Annotated in this window: 24 protein-coding genes; 20 read left to right on the top strand and 4 right to left on the bottom strand. The window is 64.8% G+C overall.

Annotated features, from left to right (window positions below; translation table 11 throughout):
• Positions 1–6: 6 nt before the first annotated feature.
• From B6V72_RS01555 to B6V72_RS01570, 4 genes are all read left to right on the top strand, one after another.
• A complete protein-coding gene (locus B6V72_RS01555) occupies positions 7–1,011 on the top strand; it encodes a glycosyltransferase family 2 protein (protein WP_088734337.1) in 1,005 nt (334 codons plus the stop codon).
• Entirely contained in the window at positions 1,008–1,955 is a 948-nt protein-coding gene (locus tag B6V72_RS01560; RefSeq protein WP_088734339.1) for a glycosyltransferase family 2 protein, read from the top strand. Before B6V72_RS01555 ends, B6V72_RS01560 begins: the two co-directional genes overlap by 4 nt.
• Positions 1,952–4,333 carry an AAA family ATPase gene (locus B6V72_RS01565; protein ID WP_088734341.1) on the top strand — a complete coding sequence of 794 codons (2,382 nt, stop codon included), beginning with the start codon at positions 1,952–1,954 and terminating at the stop codon, positions 4,331–4,333. Before B6V72_RS01560 ends, B6V72_RS01565 begins: the two co-directional genes overlap by 4 nt.
• Positions 4,334–4,444: 111 nt before the next feature.
• A complete protein-coding gene (locus tag B6V72_RS01570) occupies positions 4,445–4,708 on the top strand; it encodes a hypothetical protein (protein ID WP_088734343.1) in 264 nt (87 codons plus the stop codon).
• A 53-nt stretch (positions 4,709–4,761) separates the two neighbouring features.
• Here B6V72_RS01570 and B6V72_RS01575 read toward each other — a convergent pair whose 3' ends face one another.
• Positions 4,762–5,544: a PAS domain-containing protein gene (locus B6V72_RS01575; protein ID WP_088734658.1), complete on the bottom strand. Its 783-nt coding sequence runs from the start codon at positions 5,542–5,544 to the stop codon at positions 4,762–4,764.
• A gap of 175 nt (positions 5,545–5,719) precedes the next feature.
• Between B6V72_RS01575 and B6V72_RS01580 the strand changes: the two genes are divergently transcribed.
• The 3 genes from B6V72_RS01580 to B6V72_RS01590 are packed head-to-tail and all read left to right on the top strand — an operon-like array spanning position 5,720 to position 7,823.
• Positions 5,720–6,655 carry a YicC/YloC family endoribonuclease gene (locus tag B6V72_RS01580; protein ID WP_240496888.1) on the top strand — a complete coding sequence of 312 codons (936 nt, stop codon included), beginning with the start codon at positions 5,720–5,722 and terminating at the stop codon, positions 6,653–6,655.
• Positions 6,656–6,660: 5 nt separating this feature from the next.
• Positions 6,661–7,305, top strand: a complete 645-nt coding sequence (gene gmk, locus B6V72_RS01585; RefSeq protein WP_075774902.1) for a guanylate kinase — start codon at positions 6,661–6,663, stop codon at positions 7,303–7,305.
• Positions 7,302–7,823, top strand: coding sequence for a gamma carbonic anhydrase family protein (locus tag B6V72_RS01590; protein WP_088734345.1), 522 nt, complete (start codon positions 7,302–7,304; stop codon positions 7,821–7,823). The genes gmk and B6V72_RS01590 overlap by 4 nt, the downstream gene beginning before the upstream one ends.
• Here the strand turns inward: B6V72_RS01590 and B6V72_RS01595 are convergent.
• Positions 7,820–8,122 carry a hypothetical protein gene (locus tag B6V72_RS01595; protein ID WP_088734347.1) on the bottom strand — a complete coding sequence of 101 codons (303 nt, stop codon included), beginning with the start codon at positions 8,120–8,122 and terminating at the stop codon, positions 7,820–7,822. The two genes, B6V72_RS01590 and B6V72_RS01595, sit on opposite strands and share 4 nt — an antisense overlap.
• Before the next feature lie 347 nt (positions 8,123–8,469).
• On the opposite strand from B6V72_RS01595, the gene B6V72_RS01600 reads away from it, so the two are divergent.
• From B6V72_RS01600 to B6V72_RS01625, 6 genes are all read left to right on the top strand, one after another.
• Positions 8,470–9,528: an ATP-binding protein gene (locus B6V72_RS01600; protein WP_088734349.1), complete on the top strand. Its 1,059-nt coding sequence runs from the start codon at positions 8,470–8,472 to the stop codon at positions 9,526–9,528.
• Positions 9,529–9,659: 131 nt separating this feature from the next.
• On the top strand, positions 9,660–10,805 hold the full coding sequence (locus tag B6V72_RS01605; protein ID WP_075775118.1) for a Ppx/GppA phosphatase family protein: 1,146 nt from the start codon (positions 9,660–9,662) through the stop codon (positions 10,803–10,805).
• Entirely contained in the window at positions 10,805–11,539 is a 735-nt protein-coding gene (locus tag B6V72_RS01610; RefSeq protein ID WP_075775117.1) for an RlmE family RNA methyltransferase, read from the top strand. The genes B6V72_RS01605 and B6V72_RS01610 overlap by 1 nt, the downstream gene beginning before the upstream one ends.
• Positions 11,540–11,664: 125 nt before the next feature.
• Positions 11,665–12,636: a GAF domain-containing protein gene (locus tag B6V72_RS01615; protein WP_075774898.1), complete on the top strand. Its 972-nt coding sequence runs from the start codon at positions 11,665–11,667 to the stop codon at positions 12,634–12,636.
• Between the two features lie 662 nt (positions 12,637–13,298).
• A complete protein-coding gene (gene adh, locus B6V72_RS01620) occupies positions 13,299–14,825 on the top strand; it encodes an aldehyde dehydrogenase (protein ID WP_088718557.1) in 1,527 nt (508 codons plus the stop codon).
• A gap of 146 nt (positions 14,826–14,971) precedes the next feature.
• The gene (locus B6V72_RS01625; protein WP_088724349.1) at positions 14,972–17,164 is read left to right on the top strand and encodes a methyl-accepting chemotaxis protein; all 2,193 of its coding nucleotides are present in this window, start codon (positions 14,972–14,974) and stop codon (positions 17,162–17,164) included.
• Between the two features lie 242 nt (positions 17,165–17,406).
• Here the strand turns inward: B6V72_RS01625 and B6V72_RS01630 are convergent, their stop codons facing one another.
• Complete coding sequence (locus B6V72_RS01630) at positions 17,407–18,240, bottom strand: AraC family transcriptional regulator (protein ID WP_077701379.1); 834 nt, start codon at positions 18,238–18,240, stop codon at positions 17,407–17,409.
• A gap of 180 nt (positions 18,241–18,420) precedes the next feature.
• On the bottom strand, positions 18,421–19,305 hold the full coding sequence (gene miaA / locus B6V72_RS01635) for a tRNA (adenosine(37)-N6)-dimethylallyltransferase MiaA (protein ID WP_088734351.1): 885 nt from the start codon (positions 19,303–19,305) through the stop codon (positions 18,421–18,423).
• 118 nt (positions 19,306–19,423) lie between these two features.
• On the opposite strand from miaA, the gene pyrH reads away from it, so the two are divergent.
• From pyrH to B6V72_RS19105, 7 genes are all read left to right on the top strand, one after another.
• Positions 19,424–20,155, top strand: coding sequence for a UMP kinase (gene pyrH / locus B6V72_RS01640; RefSeq protein WP_075774894.1), 732 nt, complete (start codon positions 19,424–19,426; stop codon positions 20,153–20,155).
• Between the two features lie 89 nt (positions 20,156–20,244).
• Entirely contained in the window at positions 20,245–20,808 is a 564-nt protein-coding gene (frr, locus tag B6V72_RS01645; RefSeq protein WP_075774893.1) for a ribosome recycling factor, read from the top strand.
• A gap of 53 nt (positions 20,809–20,861) precedes the next feature.
• On the top strand, positions 20,862–21,620 hold the full coding sequence (uppS, locus tag B6V72_RS01650; protein ID WP_088734353.1) for a polyprenyl diphosphate synthase: 759 nt from the start codon (positions 20,862–20,864) through the stop codon (positions 21,618–21,620).
• Complete coding sequence (locus tag B6V72_RS01655) at positions 21,617–22,414, top strand: phosphatidate cytidylyltransferase (protein WP_075774892.1); 798 nt, start codon at positions 21,617–21,619, stop codon at positions 22,412–22,414. Before uppS ends, B6V72_RS01655 begins: the two co-directional genes overlap by 4 nt.
• 3 nt (positions 22,415–22,417) lie before the next feature.
• On the top strand, positions 22,418–23,596 hold the full coding sequence (gene dxr, locus B6V72_RS01660; RefSeq protein WP_240497670.1) for a 1-deoxy-D-xylulose-5-phosphate reductoisomerase: 1,179 nt from the start codon (positions 22,418–22,420) through the stop codon (positions 23,594–23,596).
• Positions 23,597–23,599: 3 nt separating this feature from the next.
• Entirely contained in the window at positions 23,600–24,940 is a 1,341-nt protein-coding gene (gene rseP / locus B6V72_RS01665) for an RIP metalloprotease RseP (protein WP_233243035.1), read from the top strand.
• Positions 24,941–25,075: 135 nt separating this feature from the next.
• Positions 25,076–25,249 carry a hypothetical protein gene (locus B6V72_RS19105; RefSeq protein ID WP_157771582.1) on the top strand — a complete coding sequence of 58 codons (174 nt, stop codon included), beginning with the start codon at positions 25,076–25,078 and terminating at the stop codon, positions 25,247–25,249.
• Positions 25,250–25,385: the final 136 nt, after the last annotated feature.

Consider the following 25,385-nt stretch of genomic DNA (forward strand, 5'->3'; position numbering starts at 1 on the left):
AAGACGATGAGCGATCCGAAAGTTCTGGTGGTTGTGCCTACGCTGAACGAGGCGGCCCATATCGGGGCGGTGCTCGATCAGCTGACCCCTTTCGTGAAGACAGGCGAGGCGCTGGTCGTTGTGGTCGATGGCGGCTCGCGCGATGGTACGCAGGGCATCGTCACGCAGCGGTTGGCGCAGGCGGATTGGCTGCGCCTGATCGACAATCCGCTGAAATATCAAAGCGCTGCGATCAATCTCGCCGTGGAGGCGTTCGGGGCGGATTGCGACTACCTGATCCGCATCGACGCCCATTCGATCTACCCGCCGGATTATTGCGAGACGCTGATCGCAGAGGCCGAGGCGACCGGGGCGGCCTCCGTCACCGTCACGATGAACGCGGTCGGGCAGGGGCTGCTGCAAGAAGCGATCGCGGTGGCGCAGAATTCGCGTTTCGGCAATGGCAGCTCGGCCCATCGCAACCGGAGCGAGGGCGCATGGGTCGATCACGGTCATCACGCGCTGATGCGCTGCGATGCGTTCCGCGCGGCGGGCGGCTACGATCCGGGCTTCACCCATAACGAGGATGCGGAGCTCGACCACCGGCTGGGGATGGCGGGCTACCGGATCTGGCTGAGCGCGCGCACCGGGATCGATTACCTTCCGCGCCAGAACCTGCACGCCTTGATGCGGCAATATTACCTCTTCGGGCGCGGGCGGGCGCGTAACCTTGCCAAGCACCGGATGCGGCCCGCGAAGCGCCAGATGATCGTCGCGGCGCTGCTGCCCGGGCTGGCGCTGGCGGTGCTGTCGCCGCTGCATTGGGTCTTCGCGCTGCCGCTGCTGCTCTGGGCGCTGGCTTGTGTCGCGGTGGGCGTGATGCTCGCGCGCGAGACGCGCAGCCTGACCGGATTTCTGGCCGGGCCCTTGGCGGGGCTGATGCAGGCGGCATGGTCGGCAGGGTTCTGGGCGCAAAGCCTGACGGCGGGCGCCAAGGCGCAGCGCTGGACTGCGAAGGAGGGCAAGGCATGAAGGCACCCCGGACCGTCATCATCGGCGTTTGCACCTATCGCCGCGCTCAGCTGCGCGACACGTTGGCCTCGCTTGCGGCACTCAGCTCCTGCCCGGATCTGACGATCCAGGTGATCGTCGCGGATAATGACGATACTCCCTCGGCGCGGCCGGTGATCGACGCGATCGGCGAGTGGTTCCCGCATCCTTTGATCTATCTGCACGCCCCGGCCCGCAATATCTCGGTCGCGCGCAACGCGATTTTGCAGGCGGCGCGGGCGCAATGCGCCGATCTGCTGGCCTTCCTCGACGATGATGAATGGGTAGAGCCCGACTGGCTGATGCGGATGGAGCGGCGGATGCATGAGGCCGCGACCTCCGCCGTAGTGGGGCCGGTCCGCGCGAAGCATCTCGAGACTGCGCCGGGCTGGATGCGCCGCTCTGCGATCCATGACACGACGCCGGATGTCGATGCGCGCGGCCATGCGCATACCGGCTACACCTGCAACATGCTGATCCTTCTGCGCGCGCCTGCTTTCGACGGCTTGAGCTTCGATGAAGCGCTGGGGCGCAGCGGCGGCGAGGATACGGCGTTTTTCGCAGCCTATCAGGCGCGCGGCGGCGAGATCGCCTTCGCGCCCGATGCGGTCGCGCATGAGATCGTGCCCGAGGCCCGCGCGACGATGCGCTGGCTGATGCGGCGGCGCTACCGGATGGGGCTGACCCATGGCGAGGTGATCGCGGCCGGACGCCCTCTGTCGGGGCGGCTCGCACAGGCGGGGCTGGCTGGGGCCAAGAGCACAGCCTGCCTCGGTCTCATGCTTGCCGGAATTTTCTCCGAAACGGCGCGCAATAAGGCAATCCTGCGCCTGAGCCTGCATGTCGGGGTCGTTGCCGGTTGCCTTGGGGGCAAGCGCCCCGAACATTATGGCGGGGCGGCTCCTGCAGTCCGGAGGGCGGAATGACGCGAGAAGGTTTTCGATACCAGTCGGGCATGGACCCGTTGCGCGACCCGATCTCCGCGCCAACCGCGACGATCAACCTGTCGCGGGTGCTGGCCGCGCTGCGGCGCAGGCGGCGCTCGATTGCGTTCTCGGTGGCGGGCTGGCTCTGTCTGGGGATGTTCTACCTCGCGACGACGCCGCGCTATTTCGATGCCTCCTCGCAGGTGCTGCTCGACGCCAATATCGACCGCACGATCCGGCAGGTCTCCACCACCAGCGACATGAGCACCACCGACGGTGCGATGGAAAGCGCGCGGCTGGTGATCACCTCGGATGCGGTGATCTCGCGCGTGGTCGACCAGCTCGACCTGCAGAACGATCCGGCCTTCATGAGCCCGCCGCAGGCGCTGACGCGGACGATGATCCGGGGCGCGATCGACACGGTGGCGACGCCGATCCGCAAGCTGCGCGATCTGTTCGATCCGGGGATGCAGGACGGCGGCGCCTCCTCCGCAGCGGTCACTGAAGAGGGAACCCCGCCGCAAACCGACGAAGCCCGCAATCGCGTGACGGCGATCGACGAGTTGCGCAAGTCCGTCGTGGTGCACCGGATCGGGCAGAGTACCGCGTTTGGCATCGAGTTCCGCTGGACCGACTCGAAAGTTGCCGCCGAAATCGTCAACACGTTCGCGGATGTCTATGTCGCGGACGTGCTGAACGCCAATTACGCCGCGACCGAACGGATGACGGAATGGATGCGCGCGCGGCTTTCGCAGCTCGAAGAGGACGCCCGCGCCGCCGCGCAGGCGGCAGAGCAGTTCCGCGCCCGCAACGGATTGGTTTCGGCCCGCGACAGCACGATGTCTCAGGATGCGGTCAACTCGCTCAATGTCGATCTGTCCGAGGCGATTGCCGAACAGGCGCGCGCCGCGGCCCAGGTCGCCGCGCTGAAAAAGATCGTCGAGGGCGGGCGCGACGGGCTGGTGGTCGATGACGTGCTGGTGGGGCTGCCTGCCAGCGACGATCCCGATTTCACCAAGCTGCGCACCGCGATGATGGGGGCGCTGACAAACCTCACCCGCGCCAAGCTGGTCTATGGCGACGACGCCGCACAGATTGCCGCGAGCCAGAAACGTGTCTACAATACCGGCGATCTTCTGTTCGCCTCGCTGCGGCGGCTTCTGGGGCAGGCGCGCAGCGATCTGACGCTCGCCTCCGCCAAGGTCGACGCGCTGCAATCGAGCCTCGACAAGGCGGTGGGCGACGATGCCAAGAACGGGCCCGCGCTGGTCCGTCTGCGGGCGCTCGAGCAGCGCGCCGATACGCTCTCGGCGCTCTACCAGAGCTTCCTGAGCAAGTTTCAGGAGATCGACCAGCAAAAGAGCTTCCCGGTCTCGAATGTGCGTATCCTCAACCTAGCCGAAACGACGCTCGATTCCGCCGGCCCGAGCACGAAGATTATCTTGGCGCTTTGCGTCGTTCTGGGTCTTTTGACGGGGTTGCTGATCGCGGCAATTCGTGAATGGAGAGATCGCTTCGTGCGCACCGCGGATCATGTGACCAATCATCTCGACGCGCATTTCCTCGGATACCTGCCGCGTATCGAAAAGCTTTACGAGAAACCGCGCTTCTCCGTGCGAACCTTGACAGCCCGGCTCGATCGGGAGGCGAAGGTGATTAGCGCGCCGAAGGCCGCGGTCTATGCGCTGACCAACATGCGGTCGAAATATACCGAGACGTTGCGAAATATCCGACTGGCGAGCCGCCTGGCCTCGGCGAATGACGAGAGTTGCCTGCTTGGCTTGACGTCGGCCAAGCCAGGCGAGGGGAAATCGATCACTGCGCTCAACCTTGCCGCGGTGATTGCATCCACCGGAAATTCGGTGGTGCTGGTCGATGCCGATCCCCATCGCAGCGGGCTGAGCCATCACCTGGGGCTGAAAACCGAAAAAGGATTGCTGGATATCCTGACCGGGCGGTGCGCCTGGGAGGAGGTGCTGTTGCGGCTGGGGGAGACGGAAGTCGACCTGATCCCCGGCCTCGTTCCGAAGGATTTTCCTCATACGAGCGAAATTCTGAGCAGCTCCGCGTTCCACGAGATGCTCGACGCGCTCAAATGGCAATATGACTACGTCATCCTCGATCTTGCGCCGATGGCGCCGGTGATAGATGTGCGCTCGATCCTGAAAGACCTCGATCAGCTTGTCATCGTTTCCGAATTCGGGCGCATAAGCCGGGGCCTTCTGGAACATCTGCTCGATTCCGATCCGCTGATCCGCGCCAAGCTGCTGGGGATCGTGCTGAACAAGGTCGACCTGACGCAGTTGAAAGACTACGTGGACGACAGCGACACCGAGGCACATGCCAACGATTACGAGGTTTATTACGGACGGCCATGACCTGTCTCGAACCGGCGGCGCAGACCGGGGCGGCCGCGCGCGATGTTGTGCCAAATGCTGTGTTCGTATAGTTTGGTAAGAATATTCAACTTTCGAGAGTTCGTCGGCGGGATGCGTTTTTCGAATTACCTGGTCGGTCTTGTCATCTACCTGACGTTCCAAAGCGCTCTCGGTTATCTCGCCGGGCTTGGCGTCTGGTGGATTCTCGGGCTTGCTCTGGCCGCTCTCCTGCTGTCGCAAATTCTCTATCTCGGGGTCGTGGCGATGATGGCCCAGAAAGAGGCGATGCGCCGCCGCGAAAGCGATGCGTCGCATGACGAGGCGTCGGAACTTGGCGAGAACGCCAAATCCAAGGTCGACGCCTACAGCGAATAATCCAATAAAGACATGGCGTTGCAGGCAGATGTTGAGAGTCCGCGCGGATCTTCTCACCCGTCCTGACGCACCACCCGGAACATCGCGCGGCGCTCTTCCGGGGTCATTTCCGCCAGATGTGCGGCGCGGGATTTCGGCCGCGGGGTGTAAGGCGTCTGGCTTTCGGCGAAGCCGGAGGTGGCGGCGGTCGGCACGGGCTGCTCGAAGGAGTGCGCCGGAGGAGACCTGCGCCCAGTCGGTCGGGGCGAAGGCTGCGGGTCGCGCAGGGGCGGCATCTCCAAAGGCTTGATCCGCGCGGCTGACACGGTAAAGCGGCGCGGGGCGCGTCCTGCGTCGAGGCTACCGTCCGCCGCGTCCGGAGCGCGCAGAGGCTCCGCTACGCAACATCCAAGCGCGCGCGTCACCGCCTCGAAATCGTCCGTCAGCGGCAGCATCAGCAAATGGCCCGTCAGTTCCGGTTTTCCGAGCCCTGCGGCCGAGGCCAGCTGCGCCTCGGCGATGGCGGGACGCGCGAAGACGGCCTCGGTCAGATCGGCGATCTGTTTGCGGGCTTCGGGCGCGAAGAGCGAGGTCAGGGGCATGCCGCGCACCTCCATTCCCATCAGGCCGCAGATATGCTGGCCGGCAAGGCGAAACCGCGCGATGCCCGGCGCGACGCGCTCGAGGATGAAGGCGAATTGCAGTGCCCGGTCGATGCCGCGCGGATCGATATCGGCGCGCGCGGGCATCGGGCGACCGTCGAGCAGCGCCTCCCAATAGGCGTGCAGCTCGTTGCCGACCCGGCGACCTTTGGCCGAGGCGGGGGATGCAGCGTTGCTGTCGGTCTCGCGATCCATTTCTATCATCCTTGTTTCGTCCCGCGCGGCACGGGCGCGGGGCCGCTTTCTCTCGCCCGGCGCGCCGGTGGCGCGGGGCGCCTTGCGGTTGACCGTCGGGACGAAATCGTTACTGAACTCTTACCGGGCCCCAAGTTAGGCCATTTTTTCGTCACATGGAGAAAGAAACTCTTAAATGGTTAAGCCCGCCCCAGAGCCGCGCCCGGAGGGGGCGCCCGCCGCCGCCACCGTCTCGATGACCGGATTTGCCGCCGGACAGGGGAGCGGCGCGGGGCATGACTGGAGCTGGGATCTGCGCTCGGTCAATGGCAAGGGCTTCGACCTGCGGTTGCGGCTGCCCGATATCGAGGGGCTCGAGCCGGCGCTGCGCAAGGCGGTTGGCGAACGGGTCGCGCGGGGTAACGTCACGCTGAACCTGAAGCTCACGCAGGCCGTAGGCAGTGCCGCGATGCGGATCGAGCCGGAGGTGCTGAACGCTGCCCTTGCTGCCGTCGACAAGGTCGAGCGCGCAGCCGAACGCAAGGGCGTGGCGCTGGCGCCGCTCAAGCCGAGCGACCTGATGGCGATGCGCGGGGTGATCGACCATTCCGGCAGCACGATCGAGGATCCCGCCGCACTGCTGGCCGCCTTGATGGAGAGTTTTGCGCCCGTTCTGGAAAGCTTCGTCGCGATGCGCCGCGAGGAAGGCGCGCGGACGGGCGCGTTGCTGGCCGCCCGCATCGACGAGATCGCGGCGTTGACCGATGAAGCGGAAATCGCCGCCGCAGCGCGCGCTCCGAAAGCTGCAGAGACGCTGCGCGCGGCGCTCGCGCGGGTGATGGAAGCGACCGAGGCCGATCCCGACCGGGTCGCGCAGGAACTGGCGCTGATCGCGATCAAGGCGGATGTCACCGAAGAGATCGAACGGCTCCGCGTCCATGTCGAGGCCGCGCGCGCGCTTCTCGCCGAGACCGGGCCCGTGGGCCGCAAATTCGAATTTCTGGCGCAGGAATTCGTGCGCGAGGCCAATACGCTGTGCTCGAAATCGGGCGATGCGGAGTTGACGCGGATCGGTCTGGCGTTGAAATACGCGATCGACCAGCTGCGCGAGCAGATCCAGAACGTAGAGTGATACCAATGCCCGACACTGCCCGCCGCGGCCTTCTGATCATCCTGTCCTCGCCCTCGGGCGCTGGAAAATCCACGCTCGCCAAACGGCTCATGAGCTGGGATCCGACGCTGCGCTTCTCGGTCTCGGCCACGACGCGCGATCCGCGCACGGGCGAGACCGATGGTGTCGAGTATTTCTTCAAGACCCGCGCAGAGTTCGAAGCGATGGTGGTGCAGGGCGACATGCTGGAACATGCCGAGGTGTTCGGCAATTTCTACGGCACCCCGAAAGGCCCGGTGGAGGCGGCGATGGGCGAGGGGCGCGATACGCTCTTCGACGTCGACTGGCAGGGCGGTCAGCAGATCCGTAACTCCACGCTTGGCAAGGACGTGGTCTCGATCTTCATTCTGCCGCCTTCGATCGCGGCGCTGGAAGACCGTCTGCGCAGCCGCGCGCAGGACAGCGACGACGTGATCCGCAGCCGGATGGAGAAATCGCTCGCCGAGATCAGCCATTGGTCGGAATATGACTATGTTCTGGTCAATGACGACCTCGACCGCGCCGAGGAGATGCTGCGCACCATTCTGACTGCGGAGCGTAACCGCCGCGATCGTCAGGTCGGGCTCAGCGAATTCGTGCGAAAACTGAACAGGGAGTTCGACGCAAGATGATTTACGAACTGGACGGGAGCGCCCCGCAAATCGCCGAAGACGCATGGGTCGCCGCCGACGCCAACGTGATCGGCAAGGTCGTGTTGGAAGCCGAAACCTCGGTTTGGTTCTGCGCGACCCTGCGCGGCGATAACGAGGAAATCCGGGTCGGACGCGGCTCGAACCTGCAGGAAAACGTGGTCTGCCATACCGATATGGGTTTTCCGCTGACCATCGGCGAAAATTGCACGATCGGCCACAAGGCGATGCTGCATGGATGCACGATCGGGGACGGCTCGCTGATCGGGATGGGGGCGACGGTTCTGAATGGCGCGAAGATCGGCAAGGGCTGCCTGATCGGCGCCGGTGCGCTGATCACCGAGGGCAAGGAAATTCCCGACGGCAGCCTCGTGATGGGCGCGCCGGGCAAGATCGTTCGCGAACTCGACGAGGGCGCGCGCAAGGCGCTTCTGGGCTCGGCCGCGCATTACCGCGAGAATGCGGCGCGTTTCGCCAAGGGGTTGAAAGCGATCGGCTAATTGTCGCGACGCTTGTCGACCGGCAAGGTGAATATATCGAAATCGAGCTGGGGATGCGCGGCGCGCACCTCCTGCCGGATGAAGTCGATATTCGGAAGCGGAGTGGAATAGGCCCGCAGCTTGCCGGTAAACCCGAACCGTTCGAGACGCTTTGCCAGATCGAGAATGTCGAACCGCGTGGTCAGCAGCGGCGCCAGCACCAGTTCGGGGCGCAGAACCGCCATCTTTTTCGCGGTGATCTGGTCGTATTGCAGTACCTGAATCGCCTGGCCCGAAATCTCGTTGAGCGACGGGGGCAACTTCCCGCCCGGGTCTACAAGCAGAAGGTTGCTGCTCTCGGACGTTTTCACGCATTGAAAGAGAACAGCTTGTAGCGCAAGGCGGGAACTCGGGGTTCTTGGCATAATTCGTAATAACCTCATCGCCCCCGATGATGTATTCGACGGAACCCGACCGGGCTCCGCTAAATACACGCCTAGGTTTAACGTCTCGGTGACCATTCTACAACCCATTGATTGCGAACCGCGAAGCGAGAGTTGCGATGCCGATGCGGGGTTGGATTTCATTTCTATGACAAGCCTTTACAGCTCGCCTCGCATCGCTCAAACCTTGCTCCGAACGAGATGGCAGGCGGGGAGGCGCGGCAATGAGCCAAGGGGCGATCGGACAGGTTCTCGACGCGCTGCCGAGCGCGGTTTTGCTGATCGGGCGCGACGAGCGGATCGCGCAGGGCAATCTCGCAGCCAATCGGCTGTTCGGCACGCAGTTTCTCGGGCGCCCCTATGTGACGGTGTTGCGCCAGCCCGGCTTCGGCGCGGCGGTGAGCGCGGCGCTGCGCGGGGCGCGGCCCGATCCGGTTCGCCTGCGGCTGCATCCCACCGGTCAGGCCGAGACGATCACGCTGGTGCATTTCTCTCCGCTGCCGCCCGCGCCCGAAGGGCCGCTTGCGACGAATTCGGTTCTGGCAAGCTTCGAAGACATCACGGCTCTCGAATCTGCCGAAGCCATGCGGCGCGATTTCGTTGCAAATGTGAGCCACGAGTTGCGCACGCCGCTGACCGCTCTGATGGGCTTCATCGAGACGCTCCGCTCGAGCGCGCGCGACGATGCGGCGGCGCGCGACCGGTTCCTGTCGATCATGGAGCGCGAGGCGGCGCGGATGAACCGTCTGGTGGGCGATCTTCTCTCGCTCAGCCGTGTCGAGGGCGAAGAGCGGATGCGTCCCACTGGCAAGGTCGATCTGGCGCTGGTGCTCAAAGGGATCACGCAGACGCTCGAACCCGTGGCAGAAGCGGCGTCCGTCAAGTTGATCTGCGAGGGCGAAACCGGGGCCTTGCCCGTGCAGGGCGATCCCGATCAGCTGACGCAGGTCTTCTCGAACCTCGTGGAGAACGCGATCAAATATGGCGGGCAGGGCGGCGAGGTGCGGCTGCGGGTCTCACTGATCCCGCATGAGCCGGTGTTGCGCGGCAAAGCCTATCGCGTCGATGTGATCGACCGCGGCGAGGGCATCGACGAACAGCACCTGCCGCGCCTGACCGAACGCTTCTACCGCGTCGATACCCACCGCTCGCGCGAGAAGGGCGGAACGGGGCTGGGTCTCGCCATCGTCAAGCATATCGTGGCGCGCCACCGTGGCCGGTTCCGCGTCGACAGCAAGAAGGGCGAGGGCAGCTGCTTCACGGTGATCCTGCCTGCGGTCTGAGAGCGCGCCGGTACGGTTCGGTTTCGGCAGACGAGATGCGCTGACGTTCTGTCACTTCCGCGTCGCGCTCCCTTGAACCGGGACGCGCAAACCGATAGCTTTATGGCAACTTCAAATCGGAGGGCGTAATGATGACGCCCAAGCGTCCCCGGTCGGCGGGCGCGCTCCCGACAGCTGCATCGCCCGCGCGGGCGGTGAAACCGGCTCAGGTCGAGTCCCCCGCGACCAAATCCGCCAAGTCCGGCGAGGGGCTATATGCCGCTCTCGACCTTGGCACCAACAGTTGCCGGATGCTGATTGCCCGTCCCAAGGGTTCTCAGTTTCAGGTCGTGGACAGCTTCTCGAAAGCGGTCCAGCTGGGTCAGGGTCTCGAAACCTATGGCCGGTTGTCGCGCAGCTCGATGTCGCGCACCGTTCAGGCTTTGCAAATCTGTCGCCGCAAGATCGAAACGCACGGGGTCACCCGGATGCGTCTGGTGGCGACCGAAGCCTGCCGGCGCGCCAAGAATGCGCGCGACTTCATCCGTTATGTACGCCGCGAGACCGGCCTGCCGCTGGAGATCATCGCGCCCGAGGAAGAGGCGCGGCTGGCCGTGATCTCCTGCGCTTCGCTGGTGTCGCCCAATTCCGAGCAGGTTCTGGTGGTCGATATCGGCGGCGGCTCGACAGAGCTCGTCTGGATCGACCTCGAAGACGTGCCGCCCGGCGACAGGGCCCGCGCGATCATGCGCCTCTCGCAAGGGTTCAACCAGCCCGACGGGCCCGATCCGGCGGCACGCGTTGTCGATTGGATTTCGGTGCCGCTCGGGGTCGCGACGCTCAAGGATCAATTCGCCGATGTCGAAGACGATGCCGCACGCTTTGCGCTTATGAGCTGGTTCTTCGAGGAGAAGCTCGCGGACTTCACGCCCTACGCGGCGGGCAGCCCGCAGGACGGGTTCCAGATCATCGGCACCTCGGGCACCGTCACGACGGTCGCGGCCTGCCACCTCAACCTGAAGCGCTATGACCGCAACCGGGTGGACGGGCTGACCATGACCTCGGGCGAGATCGACGCTGTGATCCGCTCCTTCCTGCAACTCGGGCCCGCCGGACGGCGCTCCGACCCGCGGATCGGGCGCGACCGACACACCTTGATCATGTCCGGCGCCGCAATTCTCCAGGCCCTTATGCGGGTCTGGCCCACCGACCAGATGTCCATTGCCGACCGTGGCCTGCGCGAGGGGCTCCTCTATGCGCAAATGGCCGGAGACGGCGTGTTAGAAGAGATTAAATGATGGCGAAGACACCCAGCGGCAAGAACACTTCGGGACGCGGGCAGCGCGACCTGCGCGTGCGCGTGAAGACGGCGAAGGGGCGCAAGCTGTCCTCGACCCTCTGGCTGGAGCGACAGCTGAACGACCCTTACGTGCAGCGTGCCAAGAAAGAAGGCTATCGAGGCCGTGCCGCCTACAAAATCCTCGAGCTGGACGACAAGTATCGCTTCCTCGTGCCCGGCGCGCGGGTGGTCGATCTGGGTTGTGCGCCTGGCGGCTGGTGTCAGGTGGCGGTCAAGCGCGTGAACGCCCTGGGCGAGAAATCCGGCAAGAAGGTCGGCACCGTTCTGGGTGTCGATCTGCAGGAGGTCACACCGATCGCCGGGGCCGAAATCCACGTGCTCGATTTCCTCGAAGAAGGCGCCGACGACAAGGTCAAGGAATGGCTTGGCGGCTCTGCGGATGTGGTGATGTCGGATATGGCGGCCGCGTCCTCGGGGCACCAGAACACCGATCACCTGCGCATCATCACGCTGTGCGAAGCGGCGGCAGAGTTCGCCTTCGACGTGCTCGAAGAGGGCGGCACCTTTGTCGCCAAGGTTCTCGCAGGCGGCGCGGAGCAGGGATTGATGACGATCCTGAAGAAAAACTTCACCAAGGTCGCCAATGTGAAACCGCCAGCCTCGCGCTCGGACAGCTCGGAGAAATTCGTGGTGGCGCAAGGTTTTCGCGGGCGGCGGCACGAGGAGCCGTGAGCCTCGACTGTCTCAACCCCGAGACAGGTGCCTGCCCGCTCAGCGGGAATTTACGTTGTGAACGGTTCGAATCGGCCTAACCTGCGTGGACTTTCATAGGCTGCGCAAGAGAGGGAGGCTTTCGCATGCCGTCACTGCATACGGGCGTTCCGCGCCAACATGCCGATATCGTGCGCGAAGTCGTCTCTTCGCCGAAATCCGCCACGCGGGCGGGGTTCGCGGCGAGTTGGCGCCGCTCGATGATCCATCACCGCATCGACCCCGAAACCGGTGGGCGCAACGAGCGCCTGACCCAAGCCGAGATGCGCGAGCGGCGCGAGCGGGCGGAACTGATGATGCGGATCGCCTCGCCGGTGCTCGACCGTCTGTCGCGGGCGGCAGGCGATGCGGGCTGCACGGTCCTTCTGTCCGACGCGGGCGGGCTCGTGCTGGACGAGCGTTTGCGCGACGCGGATAAGGATGATTTCCATTCCTCCAACCTCGCGCCCGGCTCGGACTGGTCCGAAGGGGTCGAGGGCACGAACGGCATCGGTACCTGCGTCGCCGAGGCGCGCCCCGTCACCGTCTGGCGCGATCAGCATTTCCGCACCCGCAACACGGTGCTGACCTGCATGGGCTCGCCCATTTTCGGCGCGCAGGGCGATCTGGCCGGCGTGATCGACGTCAGCTCCGCGCGCTCCGACATGACCGAGGGCTATGCGCGCCTCGTGGCGCTTACCGTGCAGGACGCAGCGCACCGGATCGAGGCGGACCTGTTCCGCGCCTCCTATGACGGCGCGCGCATCCTCTCGACCGGCTCGGGCGAGACCGGGGCGCAGGGCGTGATGCTGTTGGCGCTCGACCGCGACGATCTCGTCGTCGGCGCCACCCGCGCCGCCCGGCGGCACCTCGGCATCGAGGCCGGGCAGATCGGCCAGCTTCCGGCCTCCGATCTGCTGGAGCATGGCATCCGCAACGGTCTCGAAGAAGCGCAACGCGCCGAAATGGCCCGCGCACTGGCCCGCAACGGCGGCAACGTCTCGGCTGCCGCCCGCGATCTCGGCATCGGTCGGGCGACCTTCTACCGCAAAGCCAAGGCGCTCAACCTCGGCGTTTGAGTGGCGGTGAGGCGGGCAGGGCCGACCGATCACGGCGCTATTCTATCGCGTTTCCGGATCTCCGTTTCTTGCCTGGCACCCCGTGGGGCGCCTGCCTTGTCGTAACAACTGCAAGTCGTCGTGCGCCCAATTAGCTGTGCAAAGTGCTTCACTCACATTTTCGCAACGGTTTCCCACATAGATCGGTCCGGTGTCGCTCGGCACGATCTGCGCCCCAGAGTTGTAAAGATCATACGAAAATCGCCGCCCGAACGTCCAAAACACGCCACAGTTCGATGATTCCTTGAGGCATGAAGACTTCGGAATCCTCCGACACGTATCGCTCCGATACCCGCGGCGTGCCTGAGGCAAAGCATAGGGCAGAGGCGAATGATGAGCTGCAAGTGCGGTGCTAGCTCTTAACATCCCGATGCAGGGTATGGCGGGCGAGGCTTACTTGGCGCGATGCTCCCCTTCGGTCCTGAAAGTATTCCGGCGGTTCCGCGAGTGCGGGGCGGCGCCCCCTCCTTCCTCTGAATGCTGCGCCTGCACCTGTCTCAGGTCTGATACAGATGACGTATTCCCCCAGCGCAGGCCGGCTATGCGTAGCGTGCGCAATTAGGCAAGCTGAGCCCCATGCTGCGCGGCCCTGTCGGTTGCGCTCTAAACTGGGAGGAAGACCAATGGCCAATGATATGACGCCCGAGTTCAAAGGCGTTTCCGTGTCGCCGTTCCGCGACCGCTACGACAACTTCATCGGCGGCAAGTTTGTGCCCCCGAAAAGCGGCAAGTATTTCGACAACATCACACCGATCACTGGCGGCAAGGTCTGCGAAGTCGCCCATTCGAACGAGGCGGATATCGAAGCCGCGCTTGATGCCGCCCATGCCGCGAAAGACGCATGGGGCAAGACCTCGGCTGCCGAACGCTCGAACGTCCTTCTCAAGATCGCCGACCGGATCGAGGAAAATCTCGACTTGATCGCCGCCGCCGAAACCTGGGATAACGGCAAGCCGATCCGCGAGACCACGGCCGCCGACATTCCGCTCGCCGTCGACCATTTCCGCTATTTCGCGGGCGTTCTGCGCAGCCAGGAAGGCACGATGTCGGAAATCGACGCCGACACCGTCGCCTATCACTTCCACGAGCCTCTGGGCGTCGTCGGGCAGATCATTCCGTGGAACTTCTCGGTTCTGATGGCGGCATGGAAGCTGGCGCCGGCGCTGGCGGCAGGCAACTGCGTGGTGCTGAAACCGGCCGAGCAGACTCCGGCAGCGATCATGGTCGTGGCTGAAGTCATCGCCGACCTGCTGCCCGATGGCGTTCTCAACATCGTCAACGGCTACGGCGCGGAAGTCGGCGCGGCGCTGGCGCGCTCCTCGCGCATCGCCAAGATCGCCTTCACCGGCTCCACCGCTACGGGCCGCAAGATCATGCAGGCCGCGACGGAGAACCTGATCCCGGTCACCTTGGAACTTGGCGGCAAGTCGCCCAACATCTTCTTCTCCGACGTGATGGCCGAGGATGATGCATTCCTCGACAAGGCGGTCGAAGGCTTCGTGCTGTTTGCCTTCAATCAGGGTGAAGTCTGCACCTGTCCGAGCCGCGCGCTCATTCAGGAGGACATTTACGAGAAGTTCATGGAGCGTTGCATTGCCCGCGTCGAAGCCATCAAGCAGGGCGACCCTCGCGTGATGGAGACGATGGTCGGCGCGCAAGCGAGCCAGGAGCAGCATGACAAGATCATGTCCTATCTGAGCATCGGTCGCGAAGAAGGGGCCGAGGTACTGACCGGGGGCGACGCCGCGCGCTTCAACGGCGATCTGGCGAACGGCTTCTACATCCAGCCGACGATCCTGAAAGGCCACAACAAGATGCGGGTCTTCCAGGAGGAAATCTTCGGCCCCGTGGTGTCGGTCACGACCTTCAAGGACGAGGCAGAGGCGCTCGAGATCGCCAACGACACGATGTACGGCCTTGGCGCCGGCGTTTGGACCCGTGATGGCTCGCGTGCCTATCGCTTCGGTCGCGGGATCGAGGCGGGCCGCGTCTGGGTCAACAACTACCACGCCTATCCGGCCCACGCGGCCTTCGGCGGGTACAAGCAGTCGGGCATCGGTCGCGAGACCCACAAGATGATGCTCGATCACTACCAGCAGACCAAGAACATGCTAGTCAGCTACAACCCGAACAAGCTCGGGTTCTTCTGATAGGGTTACCTCCCCGAAACCCGGGCCGCGCCTGCAAGGGCGCGGCCCATTTCTATGCGGCGCGGCGGGCCGCCGATATCGCGTGAACGAGATGTTAGGAGAATCGTTCTAGTCCGGATCCGACTGACTTTGAGAAAGGGTCCGACATGTCCATTCGCCGGCAAATCCTGTTGTTGCCAATCGTGATCTCGCTCATCGCCTGCGCGCTGATGGCAGCGGGGATGTTCTGGGTCGGCGGCAAGCTCGAGGATGTCTCGCGCGTGCGCAATCTGAATGCGGCCGAGGAACGGATGCGTAGCGCGATCGAGGCCGCGAGTGTCGGTGCGCGCGACCGGGCGCTGCTGATCGCAGGATTGCCGCAGGTACAGGCAGCAATGGCTGCGCGCGACGATGCTGCGCTCGAAGCGATCTTCGCGCCGAACTGGCCGGTCTTGCGCGATGAGACCGGCGTGGCGCAGTTTCAGTTCCATCTGGCGCCTGCAACGTCGCTGATCCGTATCCACAAGCTGGAAAAACGCGGCGACGATCTGTCGGGGTTTCGCAAGACCGTGGTCACGGTGAACGAGACCGGCAAGCCGGTCGCGGCGCTGGAATCGGGCAAGGCGGGGATCGGCGCGCGGGGCGTCGCCCCGGTCTTCCACGAGGGCAAGCAGGTCGGTTCGGTCGAGATCGGCCTCAATATCGGACAAACCTTCTTCGACGCGCTCAAGGCCCAGACCGGCTCCGAGTATGAATATTTCGGTCTCCTCGGGGACGGGAAGCCAGAACGGCTCGCCTTCACCGTGGATGAGCGGAACCCGCTGAACGACGCGGATTTCGCGGCATTGCGCGCAGGCGAAACGGTCGACAAGTGGATCTCCCATGACGGGGCGGACTACGTGCTGCGCGCGACACCGGTGCGGGATTTCTCCGGCGACGTCGTCGGTGCCGCGACTGTGGAACTGAGCGCCGATGAGCTGGCGGCTCTGCGGCGAATGATCTGGCAGATTTCGCTCGGCTTGATTGCCGCGGCCTTCGTCGTTTCCGGGGTGATCGCCTGGATCGCGGGTGGACGGATCACGCGCCCGATCGGCGCATTGGCGCGGGCGACCGATGCGATTGCAAAAGGGGATACGCAGGTCAAGGTTTCGGGCGCCAAGCGGCGCGATGAGCTGGGCGAGATGGCACGGGCACTTCAGGTCTTCGCCGAGAATATCGAGCGGAACGCCGAAATGCAGGAGAGCCTGCGTCTCGAAGAGGAAAATGCCCGAAAGGCGGATCGCGCGCGTCAGGAAGAGGTCGCGCAGGCCGAGGAGGCTCGACGTGCTGAGGCAGAGGCCGCGCAACGCGCGGAGCGCGAAGCCGAAGCCGTGGAACAGGCAGCCCTGCGCCAGCGCGAGGAAGAGTCGCGGCAAGCTCTCGCGGATCAGAAGACCATCGTGAATACGCTCGCTGCGGGGCTCGATGCGCTCGCGCGCGGCGATCTCGGTGCTTCGCTCGATCACGAACTGCCCGGCGAGTATGAAAAACTCCGCCACGATTTCAACGCGGCCGTGGCCCAGCTTGCCGCTTCGCTCAGTCAGATCGACAGCGGGGCACGGCATATCGACGGCGAGGCCCGCGCAATCGCAAACTCCGCCGATGAACTCAGCGCCCAGACAGAGCGCAATGCCGCAACGCTCGAACAAACTGCGGCGGCCCTCAACGAGCTTACGGTCTCGGTCCAATCGGCAGCGGAAGGGGCGCAGTCGGCGCGCGATCTTGCCAGCGACGCGCGCGGACATGCCGAGAGCGGCTCCAACGTAGTGGATAGCGCGGTGGCCGCGATGGCGGAGATCGAGACCTCTGCAAAGGCGATTTCGCGGATCACTTCGGTGATCGACGATATTGCCTTCCAGACCAACCTGCTCGCGCTCAACGCCGGGGTCGAGGCCGCACGGGCGGGCGAGGCAGGCCGGGGCTTCGCGGTCGTCGCTTCGGAAGTGCGCGCGCTGGCGCAGCGCTCCTCCGAAGCCGCTAAGGAAATCTCAGAGCTGATCTCTTCCTCGGACCGGCAGGTGCAATCCGGCGTGAGTCTGGTCGGCCAGACCGGTGCGGCGCTAGCGCGGATCGTGGGCTCGGTGCGCGAAATCCATGACCGGGTCTCGGAAATCGCGGCTTCTTCGGGGGAACAGGCGAATGGTATCGCCGAAATCAACACTGCGGTGCACCAACTGGATCAGGCAACGCAGCGTGGGGCCGCGATGTTCGACCGCAGCGCCGCTGCCAGCCGCGCGATGCTGTCCGAGAGCGCGCAGCTGATCGCCGCCGTTTCGAGTTTCACCCTACCGCAACGCGATGGCACCGCGAGCGCTGCATGATGCGTCTGATCCATGGGCTCGTTCCAAAGACGCACATCGGTGTGACACACGCGCGAGGGCGATTTCCCCGCCGCCTCGGCGCACGGATCGAGGCTGCGAGGTATCGTCGCCCTTGGCGCAATGGGACGAATTCGCCCAGACGCGACCCACGCGTCGGCCGGTCGCAGTCCCCCGGGGCGATCGGCCCGGGGCCCGCTCGGAAGGCAAGCCCGCCGGCCCTTCCGCGCGGCGCGAGACGCCGCTCAGGTGGCGCGGCGGAAGGCGATCGGGGTACTGCCGGTGCCGGCCTGAAAGGCGCGGGAGAAATATCCGGCGCTGCGATATCCCAGAAGCTGCGCGATCTCCTTGATCGGAACGGGGGTATCGCGCAGCAGGCGGCGGGCTTCGTAAAGGCGCCGCTCCTGCATCAGTTCCAGAGCCGATTTCCCGCAGGCGTCGCGACAGGCGCGCGACAGATGGGTCGGTGTTACGCCCAGTTCGCGCGCGATATCCGCGACCGGCGTTCCCGCGCGATACTCGCGCTCGACCAGAACGGCGTAGCGCGTAACCAGACGGCGCGCCGCGCTCGGGCGGATCGCCTCGCTCGCATTGCTCGCGATCTGTCGCTCGAGCCAAACGCTGAGCAGGCCCAGATGGCTGCGCAGTGCCCGGTCGGCGGCGGGACGCGTGCTCTCGTTCTCGCGCTGGATCGCTTCCAAGATCGAGCCGATTTCGCCCTGTGCGATCGCCTCCCGGATGCGCAGGTGATGGGCGGCGGGCGGCAAGACGATGTCGCTGTCGCGCCCGAAGAACAGCGCCTGACCGTGGGTCTGGTTGGAAATCTCGAAGCCGTGCATCACGCCCGGCGGGATGAAAATCGCGTTATTTGGCCCATAGCCGCGCGTCACGCCCGCCAGCGTGATCCGGCCCTGCCCTCGAGAGAACCACAGAAGGCAAGGTTCGGAATGGGCGCGCATTGCCTCGACCCGCCAACGCCCGCCCTTGGCCAGATGGGCGATCTGCACGAGCCGTGGTTCCCGCGGAACGGTGGGCAGTTCCGAAGGCTGGCCGACGTCGCCGCGCGTCGGGCCGGACATGGACTGCGACCCGGGCCTTACGGTCTTGGCCTGCGACAGCTGCGACAGGGGCGGAGTGGAAAAGAGCTTCACGATGCGTTGATCCCAAGCGATGACGGCGGGAGGATAGCCCGCAACCCGCTTAGCGACCAAGGAATTTTCCACAGAAGCCCGGCCGCGCAGTTGCCGTTGGGTCACAGTCTACGTGATCTTGTGCCACGCCTTCATACGGCTACGAAACCATGTGCGTTGCCGCTTGGCATATTGGCGACTTGCCGCCTGCGCGCGTTTGCGCGCCTCACTCAGATCGAGTTGGCCACGCAAATGCGCGATCAATTCCGGCGCTCCGATCGCCTTCGCCCAAAGCGCATCCGGATCCCAGATTGGCTCCACCCTGCGAACCTCGTCGAGCGCGCCTTGTTCAAGCATCAGATCGAACCGGCGATCGATGCGTTCGGCCAGCCAGTCGCGCTCCGGATCGAGGTGGAGGGGCGCCGCAGTCTCGAGCGGCAGAAGCGGCGGCGGGGTGCGGGCCTGCCACACGGCGAGGCCTTCGCCGGTGGCGCGCAACACCTCCCACGCGCGCTGGACGCGCATCGGGTTCTGCGGATCGATCTTCGCGCGGGTCGTCGCGTCGAGCTCGCCCAGCATCCCCGCATGGCCTTCCGAGAGCCGCCGATGATCGGCCTCGGCGCGAATTTCCGCTGGCGTTACAGGGATCTCCGCCAATCCCTGCGTCAGCGCCGTGAAATAGAGCCCGGTGCCGCCAACGACGATCGGGCGCGGCCCGCCTGCGTGAAATGCCTCCAGATGCGGCGTGACATCGCGCAGCCAATGGCCGACGGAATAGTCCGCGCCGGGATCGAGATGCCCGTAGAGGGCATGCGGCGCGCGGGCCTCTTCCTCGGGCGAGGGTCGCGCGCTCAGCACCCGCCAGCAGGACCAGACCTGAAGCGCATCGGCATTGATCACGATGCCGCCCGCGGCTTCGGCGATCGACAGTGCCAGCGCCGATTTTCCGCTCGCCGTGGCGCCCGCGATCAGCACGGGCGTTCGCGGCGATATATCGGGCAGGGCAGGCGGCATCGGCGGCTCTTGCAGGCTTTCTGTCGGGCTCGGGGAACAACGCTTCTGCAAGAGGTTGAACCCCGGCTCTATTTGGATCATTTTGCGCGCCAATGACAACAGCCCATCGGAGGATCAGATGAGCGCCGAGACGCATCCCGCGGCCAAATACAATCGCGTGCTACTGAAAATCTCGGGCGAGGCGCTGATGGGGGACCAGGGCTACGGCCTGCATCCGCCGACCGTGTCGCGTATAGCGCATGAAGTGAAGTCGGTGCGCGATCTCGGTGTCGAAATCTGCATGGTAATCGGCGGCGGCAACATTTTCCGCGGGCTTGCGGGCTCTGCTCAGGGGATGGAGCGCACGACGGCCGATTACATGGGGATGCTCGCGACCGTGATGAACGCGCTGGCGATGCAATCGGCGCTGGAAGGCCTGGGCGTCTTCACCCGCGTAATCTCGGCCATCCCGATGGATCAGGTCTGCGAGCCCTATATCCGCCGCCGCGCCGTACGCCACCTCGAGAAGAAGCGGGTCTGCATCTTCGCCGCCGGCACCGGCAACCCCTATTTCACCACCGACACGGCCGCGACGCTGCGCGCCAACGAGATGTCCTGCGAAGCGATCTTCAAGGGCACCAAGGTCGACGGGGTCTATGACAAGGACCCGAAGAAATTCGATGATGCGAAGCGGTACGATACCGTCAGCTATGACGAGGTTCTTCAGAAGAATCTCGGAGTGATGGATGCCTCGGCGATCGCGCTCGCACGCGACAACAACAAGCCGATCATCGTGTTCTCGCTTGACGAGCCGGGTGGCTTCCGCGGCATTCTGGCAGGCGAAGGCACCTACACCAAAGTGCAGGGCTGAGCGCCGCGCGACGATCACAAATGCTAGTTTTCGCCTGCGAGCTGCGCTAAAGCTCGGCCCGAGGCTCAACAAGAACGGGGAAATACCCAATGTCCGACGATTTCGAGATCGATACCGATGACCTGGCACGCCGTATGGATGGCGCTATGAGCTCGCTCAAGCATGAATTCGCGTCGCTGCGCACGGGCCGCGCCTCGGCTTCGATGGTGGAGCCGGTTCAGGTCGAAGCCTATGGCCAAATGACCCCGATCAACCAGGTCGGGACCGTCAACGTGCCCGAGCCGCGGATGGTCACGATCAACGTCTGGGACAAGGGCCTCGTCGGCAAGGTCGAGAAGGCGATCCGTGAATCGGGTCTGGGCATCAACCCGCAGACCAACGGGACGATCATCATGCTGCCGATCCCCGAGCTCAACGAGGAACGCCGCCGCGAACTGACCAAGGTCGCCGCCCAATATGCAGAGCACGCCCGCGTCGCGATCCGCAACGTACGTCGCGATGGCATGGACCAGATCAAGAAGGCCAAGGCCGACGGCATGTCCGAAGATGACGTGAAGCTCTGGGAGAGCGAAGTCCAGGAGATGACCGACGCGCATATCGCCAAGGTCGACAAGGCGCTGGAAGACAAGCAAGCCGAAATCATGCAGGTCTGAGGCCTCCGCCTCAGCCCCGCATTGCGTCCAGCGCGAGAAGGATCACATCGCCGATGGCCCCTAGCATTCCCGATATCGCCCAAACCCCGCAGGGGCATGACGGCGGCGCGCCTGCGCCGCTGCATGTCGCGATCATCATGGATGGCAATGGGCGGTGGGCCACCCAGCGGGGCTGGCCGCGTCTCGCCGGTCACCGCAAGGGGGCGGAGCAGATCAAGAAGGTCGTGCAGGCCGCGCCCGACCTCGGCATCCGCTACATGACGATCTACGCCTTCTCGACCGAGAATTGGAAGCGTTCGACGCAGGAAGTTCTCGGTCTGATGAAGATGTTCCGGCTTATGATCAAACGCGAGGCGGCGGAGCTGTCGCGTCAGGGCGTCGAGCTGCGCTTCATTGGGGACCGGACGCCGCTCGACCCGCTTCTGCGCGAGACGATGGACGCGATCGAGGCCCGCACCAAGGGCAATTCGAAGCTGACGCTGGCGGTTGCGATCAATTACGGCGGGCGCGACGAGCTGAAGCGCGCCGCGCAATCCATCGCGCGTGACGTGGCCGCGGGCAAGATCGATGTCGATGCGGTCGACGAGGCCCTGATCTCGGCCCGGCTCGACAGCGCGGGGATGCCCGATCCCGATCTGGTGATCCGCAGCTCGGGCGAGACGCGGACCTCGAATTTCCTGCCGTGGCAGGCGGCCTATTCCGAATATGAATTCACGCCCACGCTCTGGCCCGATTTCACCCCGGCCGAGCTTGCGGACATCCTCGAGCGGTTCGCCGGGCGCGAGCGGCGCTTCGGCGGGGTCGCCTCGTGACCCGTCAGCCGCGGACCGGCAAATGGGGCGATCTCGTCCCGCGGCTCGCCTCCGGGCTTGCAATGGTGGCGATCGGGCTTGCCGCGATTTGGTGGGGCGGGCCGGTCTTCGCGGCGCTCTCGGTGCTCGTCACCGGGCTGATGGTCTGGGAGCTGACCGAGATGCTGCGCCCCGAACGCCCCGGCAAAGCCGTGGGTCTGGGGCTCGTGGCGGCGGCGACCCTGACCTTCGTCTTCGTGATCCACGAACCTTACGGGCTGATTTACCTGCTGATCGTACCGATCATGGCGGCGGTGATCTGCACCGGGCGGCGCCGGATCGGCGCGGCCTATGCGCTGGCGATCATGCTGACGGGATACGGGCTGGTGGCGCTGCGAGAGGGCGCGGGGCTGGGTGCGATCACATGGATCGTCGCGGTGGTCGTTGTCTCTGATATCATGGGATATTTCGTCGGCCGGACGGTCGGCGGACCGAAATTCTGGCCCAAGGTCAGCCCGAAGAAGACATGGTCGGGCACGATCGGCGGCTGGGTCGGCGCGGCGCTCGTGGGCTTCGTCTTTGCCCAGATGGGCGGCGGTCTCGCGATGATCTGGATCTCGCCGCTTTTGGCCTTCGCGGGCCAGCTGGGCGACATCGCCGAAAGCGCGATCAAGCGCGCGACCGGGGTGAAGGACAGCTCCTCTCTGATCCCGGGCCATGGCGGTGTGCTCGACCGGTTCGACGCGCTGACCGGGGCCGTCGTGTTCCTGATGCTGATCTCGCAGGTGACGACCCTGCCGCTGACGGAAGGCTGAACGATGCGGAAGGTTTCGGTCTTCGGGGCGACCGGCTCGATCGGCGAAAGCTGCTTTGATCTGCTGATGGCACAGGGCGGGGCGGAAGCCTACGACGTTGTGGCGCTGAGTGCGGGCCGCAATGTTGCGCGACTGGCCGAGCAGGCCGTGGCGCTGAAAGCCGATCTGGCCGTAACCGCATTCGACGATTGCCTGCCCGCCTTGCGCGATGCACTCGCCGGGACCGGGATCGAGGTGGCCGCCGGGCCGCAGGCTTTGATCGAGGCGGCCTATCGCCCCGCAGATTGGGTTCTGTCGGGGATCGTCGGCGCGGCGGGGCTCGCACCCGGCTTCGCGGCGCTCTCGCAAGGGGCGACGTTGGCGCTGGCGAACAAGGAGTCGCTGGTCACCGCCGGGCCGCTCCTGATGGCCGAGGCGCGCACCCATGGCGCGACGATCCTGCCGGTGGACAGTGAGCATTCGGCGATTTTCCAAGGGCTCGTGGGCGAGGATATCGCCGCGGTCGAGAGGGTTATCATCACCGCCTCGGGCGGCGCATTCCGCGACTGGCCGATGGAAAAGCTGGCCCATGCGACCGTGGCAGAGGCCTCGGCGCATCCGAATTGGGACATGGGGCAGCGGATCACGATCGACTCCGCGTCCATGTTTAACAAAGCCTTGGAAATTATTGAGGCGAAAGAGTTCTTCGGTTTCGCACCAGAGCAGATTGAAGTCCTCGTGCATCCTCAGAGCATCGTCCATTCGTTGGTCGGGTTCCACGATGGCGGGCTGATGGCGCATATGGGTGTGCCCGACATGCGCCATGCGATCGGCTATGCGCTCAACTGGCCCGCGCGAAAGCCGCTTCCGGTCGAGAAGCTCGATCTGGCGAAGATCGGACAGCTCGATTTCCGCACCCCCGATCTGCAGCGGTTTCCCGCGCTGCGATTGGCGCGCGAGGTGATGGAGACGGGCGGTCTGGCGGGCACCGTGTTCAACGCCGCCAAGGAGGTGGCGCTCGATCTGTTCATCGCGGGACGTATCGGATTTCTCGACATGGCGGCGCTGGTCGAGACCACCTTGGGCGAGATGTCGCGGGATCAGGGGCTTGGAATCGCGGCAAAAGACCTCGATATGGTTCTGAGCTGCGACGCCGAGGCGCGCGCGCGCGCAATGGCGATCTGTGAACACGGAAGGATCTGAGTTTTGGACCTGCTGCCCCAATTCGGAAATCTGCTCTATACCGTGGTGGCCTTCGTCGTCGCGCTCTCGATCATCGTCGCGGTGCATGAATACGGCCATTACATCATCGGACGGATTTCCGGGATCAAGGCAGAGGTCTTCTCGCTCGGCTTCGGGCCGAAGCTGATCAGCCGCGTCGACAAGCATGGCACGCGCTGGCAGATCGCGGCGGTGCCATTGGGCGGCTACGTCAAGTTTCTGGGCGATGCGAACGCGGCCTCGGCCGGGGTCGATGTCGAGGAGATGCAGCACCTGAGCCCCGAGGAACGCCGCCACACCATGCATGGCGCGCCTCTTTGGGCACGGGCCGCGACCGTGGCGGCAGGGCCGGTCTTCAACTTCATTCTGTCTATCCTCGTGATCGCGGGATTGAGCCTCTGGGCCGGAAAGGCGACCGAGACGCCCGCGATTCAGACTGTCGTGGCGCTGCCCGGTGGGTCAGGCGATCTGCAACAGGGCGACGTGATCGACGCGGTGGCGGGCAAGCCGACGCCGGATTATCAAGCGCTCTCCGACGTGGTCGATCAACTGCCCGCAGGGCCGACGCTCGATTACACCGTAACCCGCGATGGCAGCAAAACCGACGCCACGGGACCGCAGCTTTTCCCGGCGCGATTTGCGGGCGTTCAACCCGGCTCGGCCGCCTATGATGCCGGGCTGCGGGCCGGCGACGTGATCACGGCGATCGACGGCAAGCCGGTCTATCGTTTCATCGATCTGCAGGATGCGGTGAAAGCGGGCGCGGGCAAGCCGGTCGCGCTCGATATCTGGCGGCCCGAGGGAGATGCGGGCAAGACGTTCTCCGTGACGCTCGAGCCGCGCCGCACCGATCTGCCGGTGGGCGACGGACAATTCGAGACCCGGTTCCTGATTGGCGCCACGGGCTCGTTCATGTTCGAGCCGGTAACCCAATCGGTCGGCCCTGTCGATGCGCTGGTGGGTGGCGTGACCCAGACCTGGGGCATCATCACGCAATCGGTCTCGGGCATTCAGGCGATGATCGCGCAGCGGATTTCGAGCTGTAATCTCACCGGCGCGCTGCGCATTGCCGAGACTTCGGCTGCGGCGGCGAAATCGGGGATGCTCGACTTCATCTGGTTCATCGCGGTGCTGTCGACGGCTGTGGGTTTCCTGAACCTCTTTCCGATCCCGGTGCTCGATGGCGGCCACCTGATGTTCCACCTCTACGAAGCGATCACGGGCAAGCCGCCCTCCGATCAGTTGATGAACGTCTTCATGTCGATCGGGCTGGCGCTGGTGCTGACGCTGATGGTCTTCGGGCTGTGGAACGATCTGACCTGCTGAGCGGGGCCTGACTGAGCGGGGCCTGATGGGCGCGCGAGCGGGCGGTGCCGCGGTTTCGCCACATTTGCCTCGCAATGCCGACATGAAGGCCGGGTAGGGAGCCTTTAGGCGCAACTCGCGCGAAGGAGACCACCCATGTCCGAGATCATCGCGCATCACTATCGCGAACTCCGCCCCTTGGTGGATATTGTCGGGGACCGGCTGCTGTTCATCGCGGCGGTTCTGGTCGCGCTTCTCGGTGCGGCTCTGATCGGTGTTCAACTGATCGACATTCTCGGCGGCGACGCTTCGAGTTTCCAGCGCATCTGAGCCGGAGCCGACAGGGGCGCGACGCCCGCAAAATCCGTTCTTCCTTGATCCCGGGGCCGCCTTCGCGGCCCTTTCCTTCGTGGCAAGATGATCGCGGTCCACAAAATCTCGGGGCCGAGGGGCCATCCCAGCTTTG

It is taken from the genome of Thioclava sp. F34-6 (assembly GCF_002213235.1).
Classification (GTDB): domain Bacteria; phylum Pseudomonadota; class Alphaproteobacteria; order Rhodobacterales; family Rhodobacteraceae; genus Thioclava; species Thioclava nitratireducens.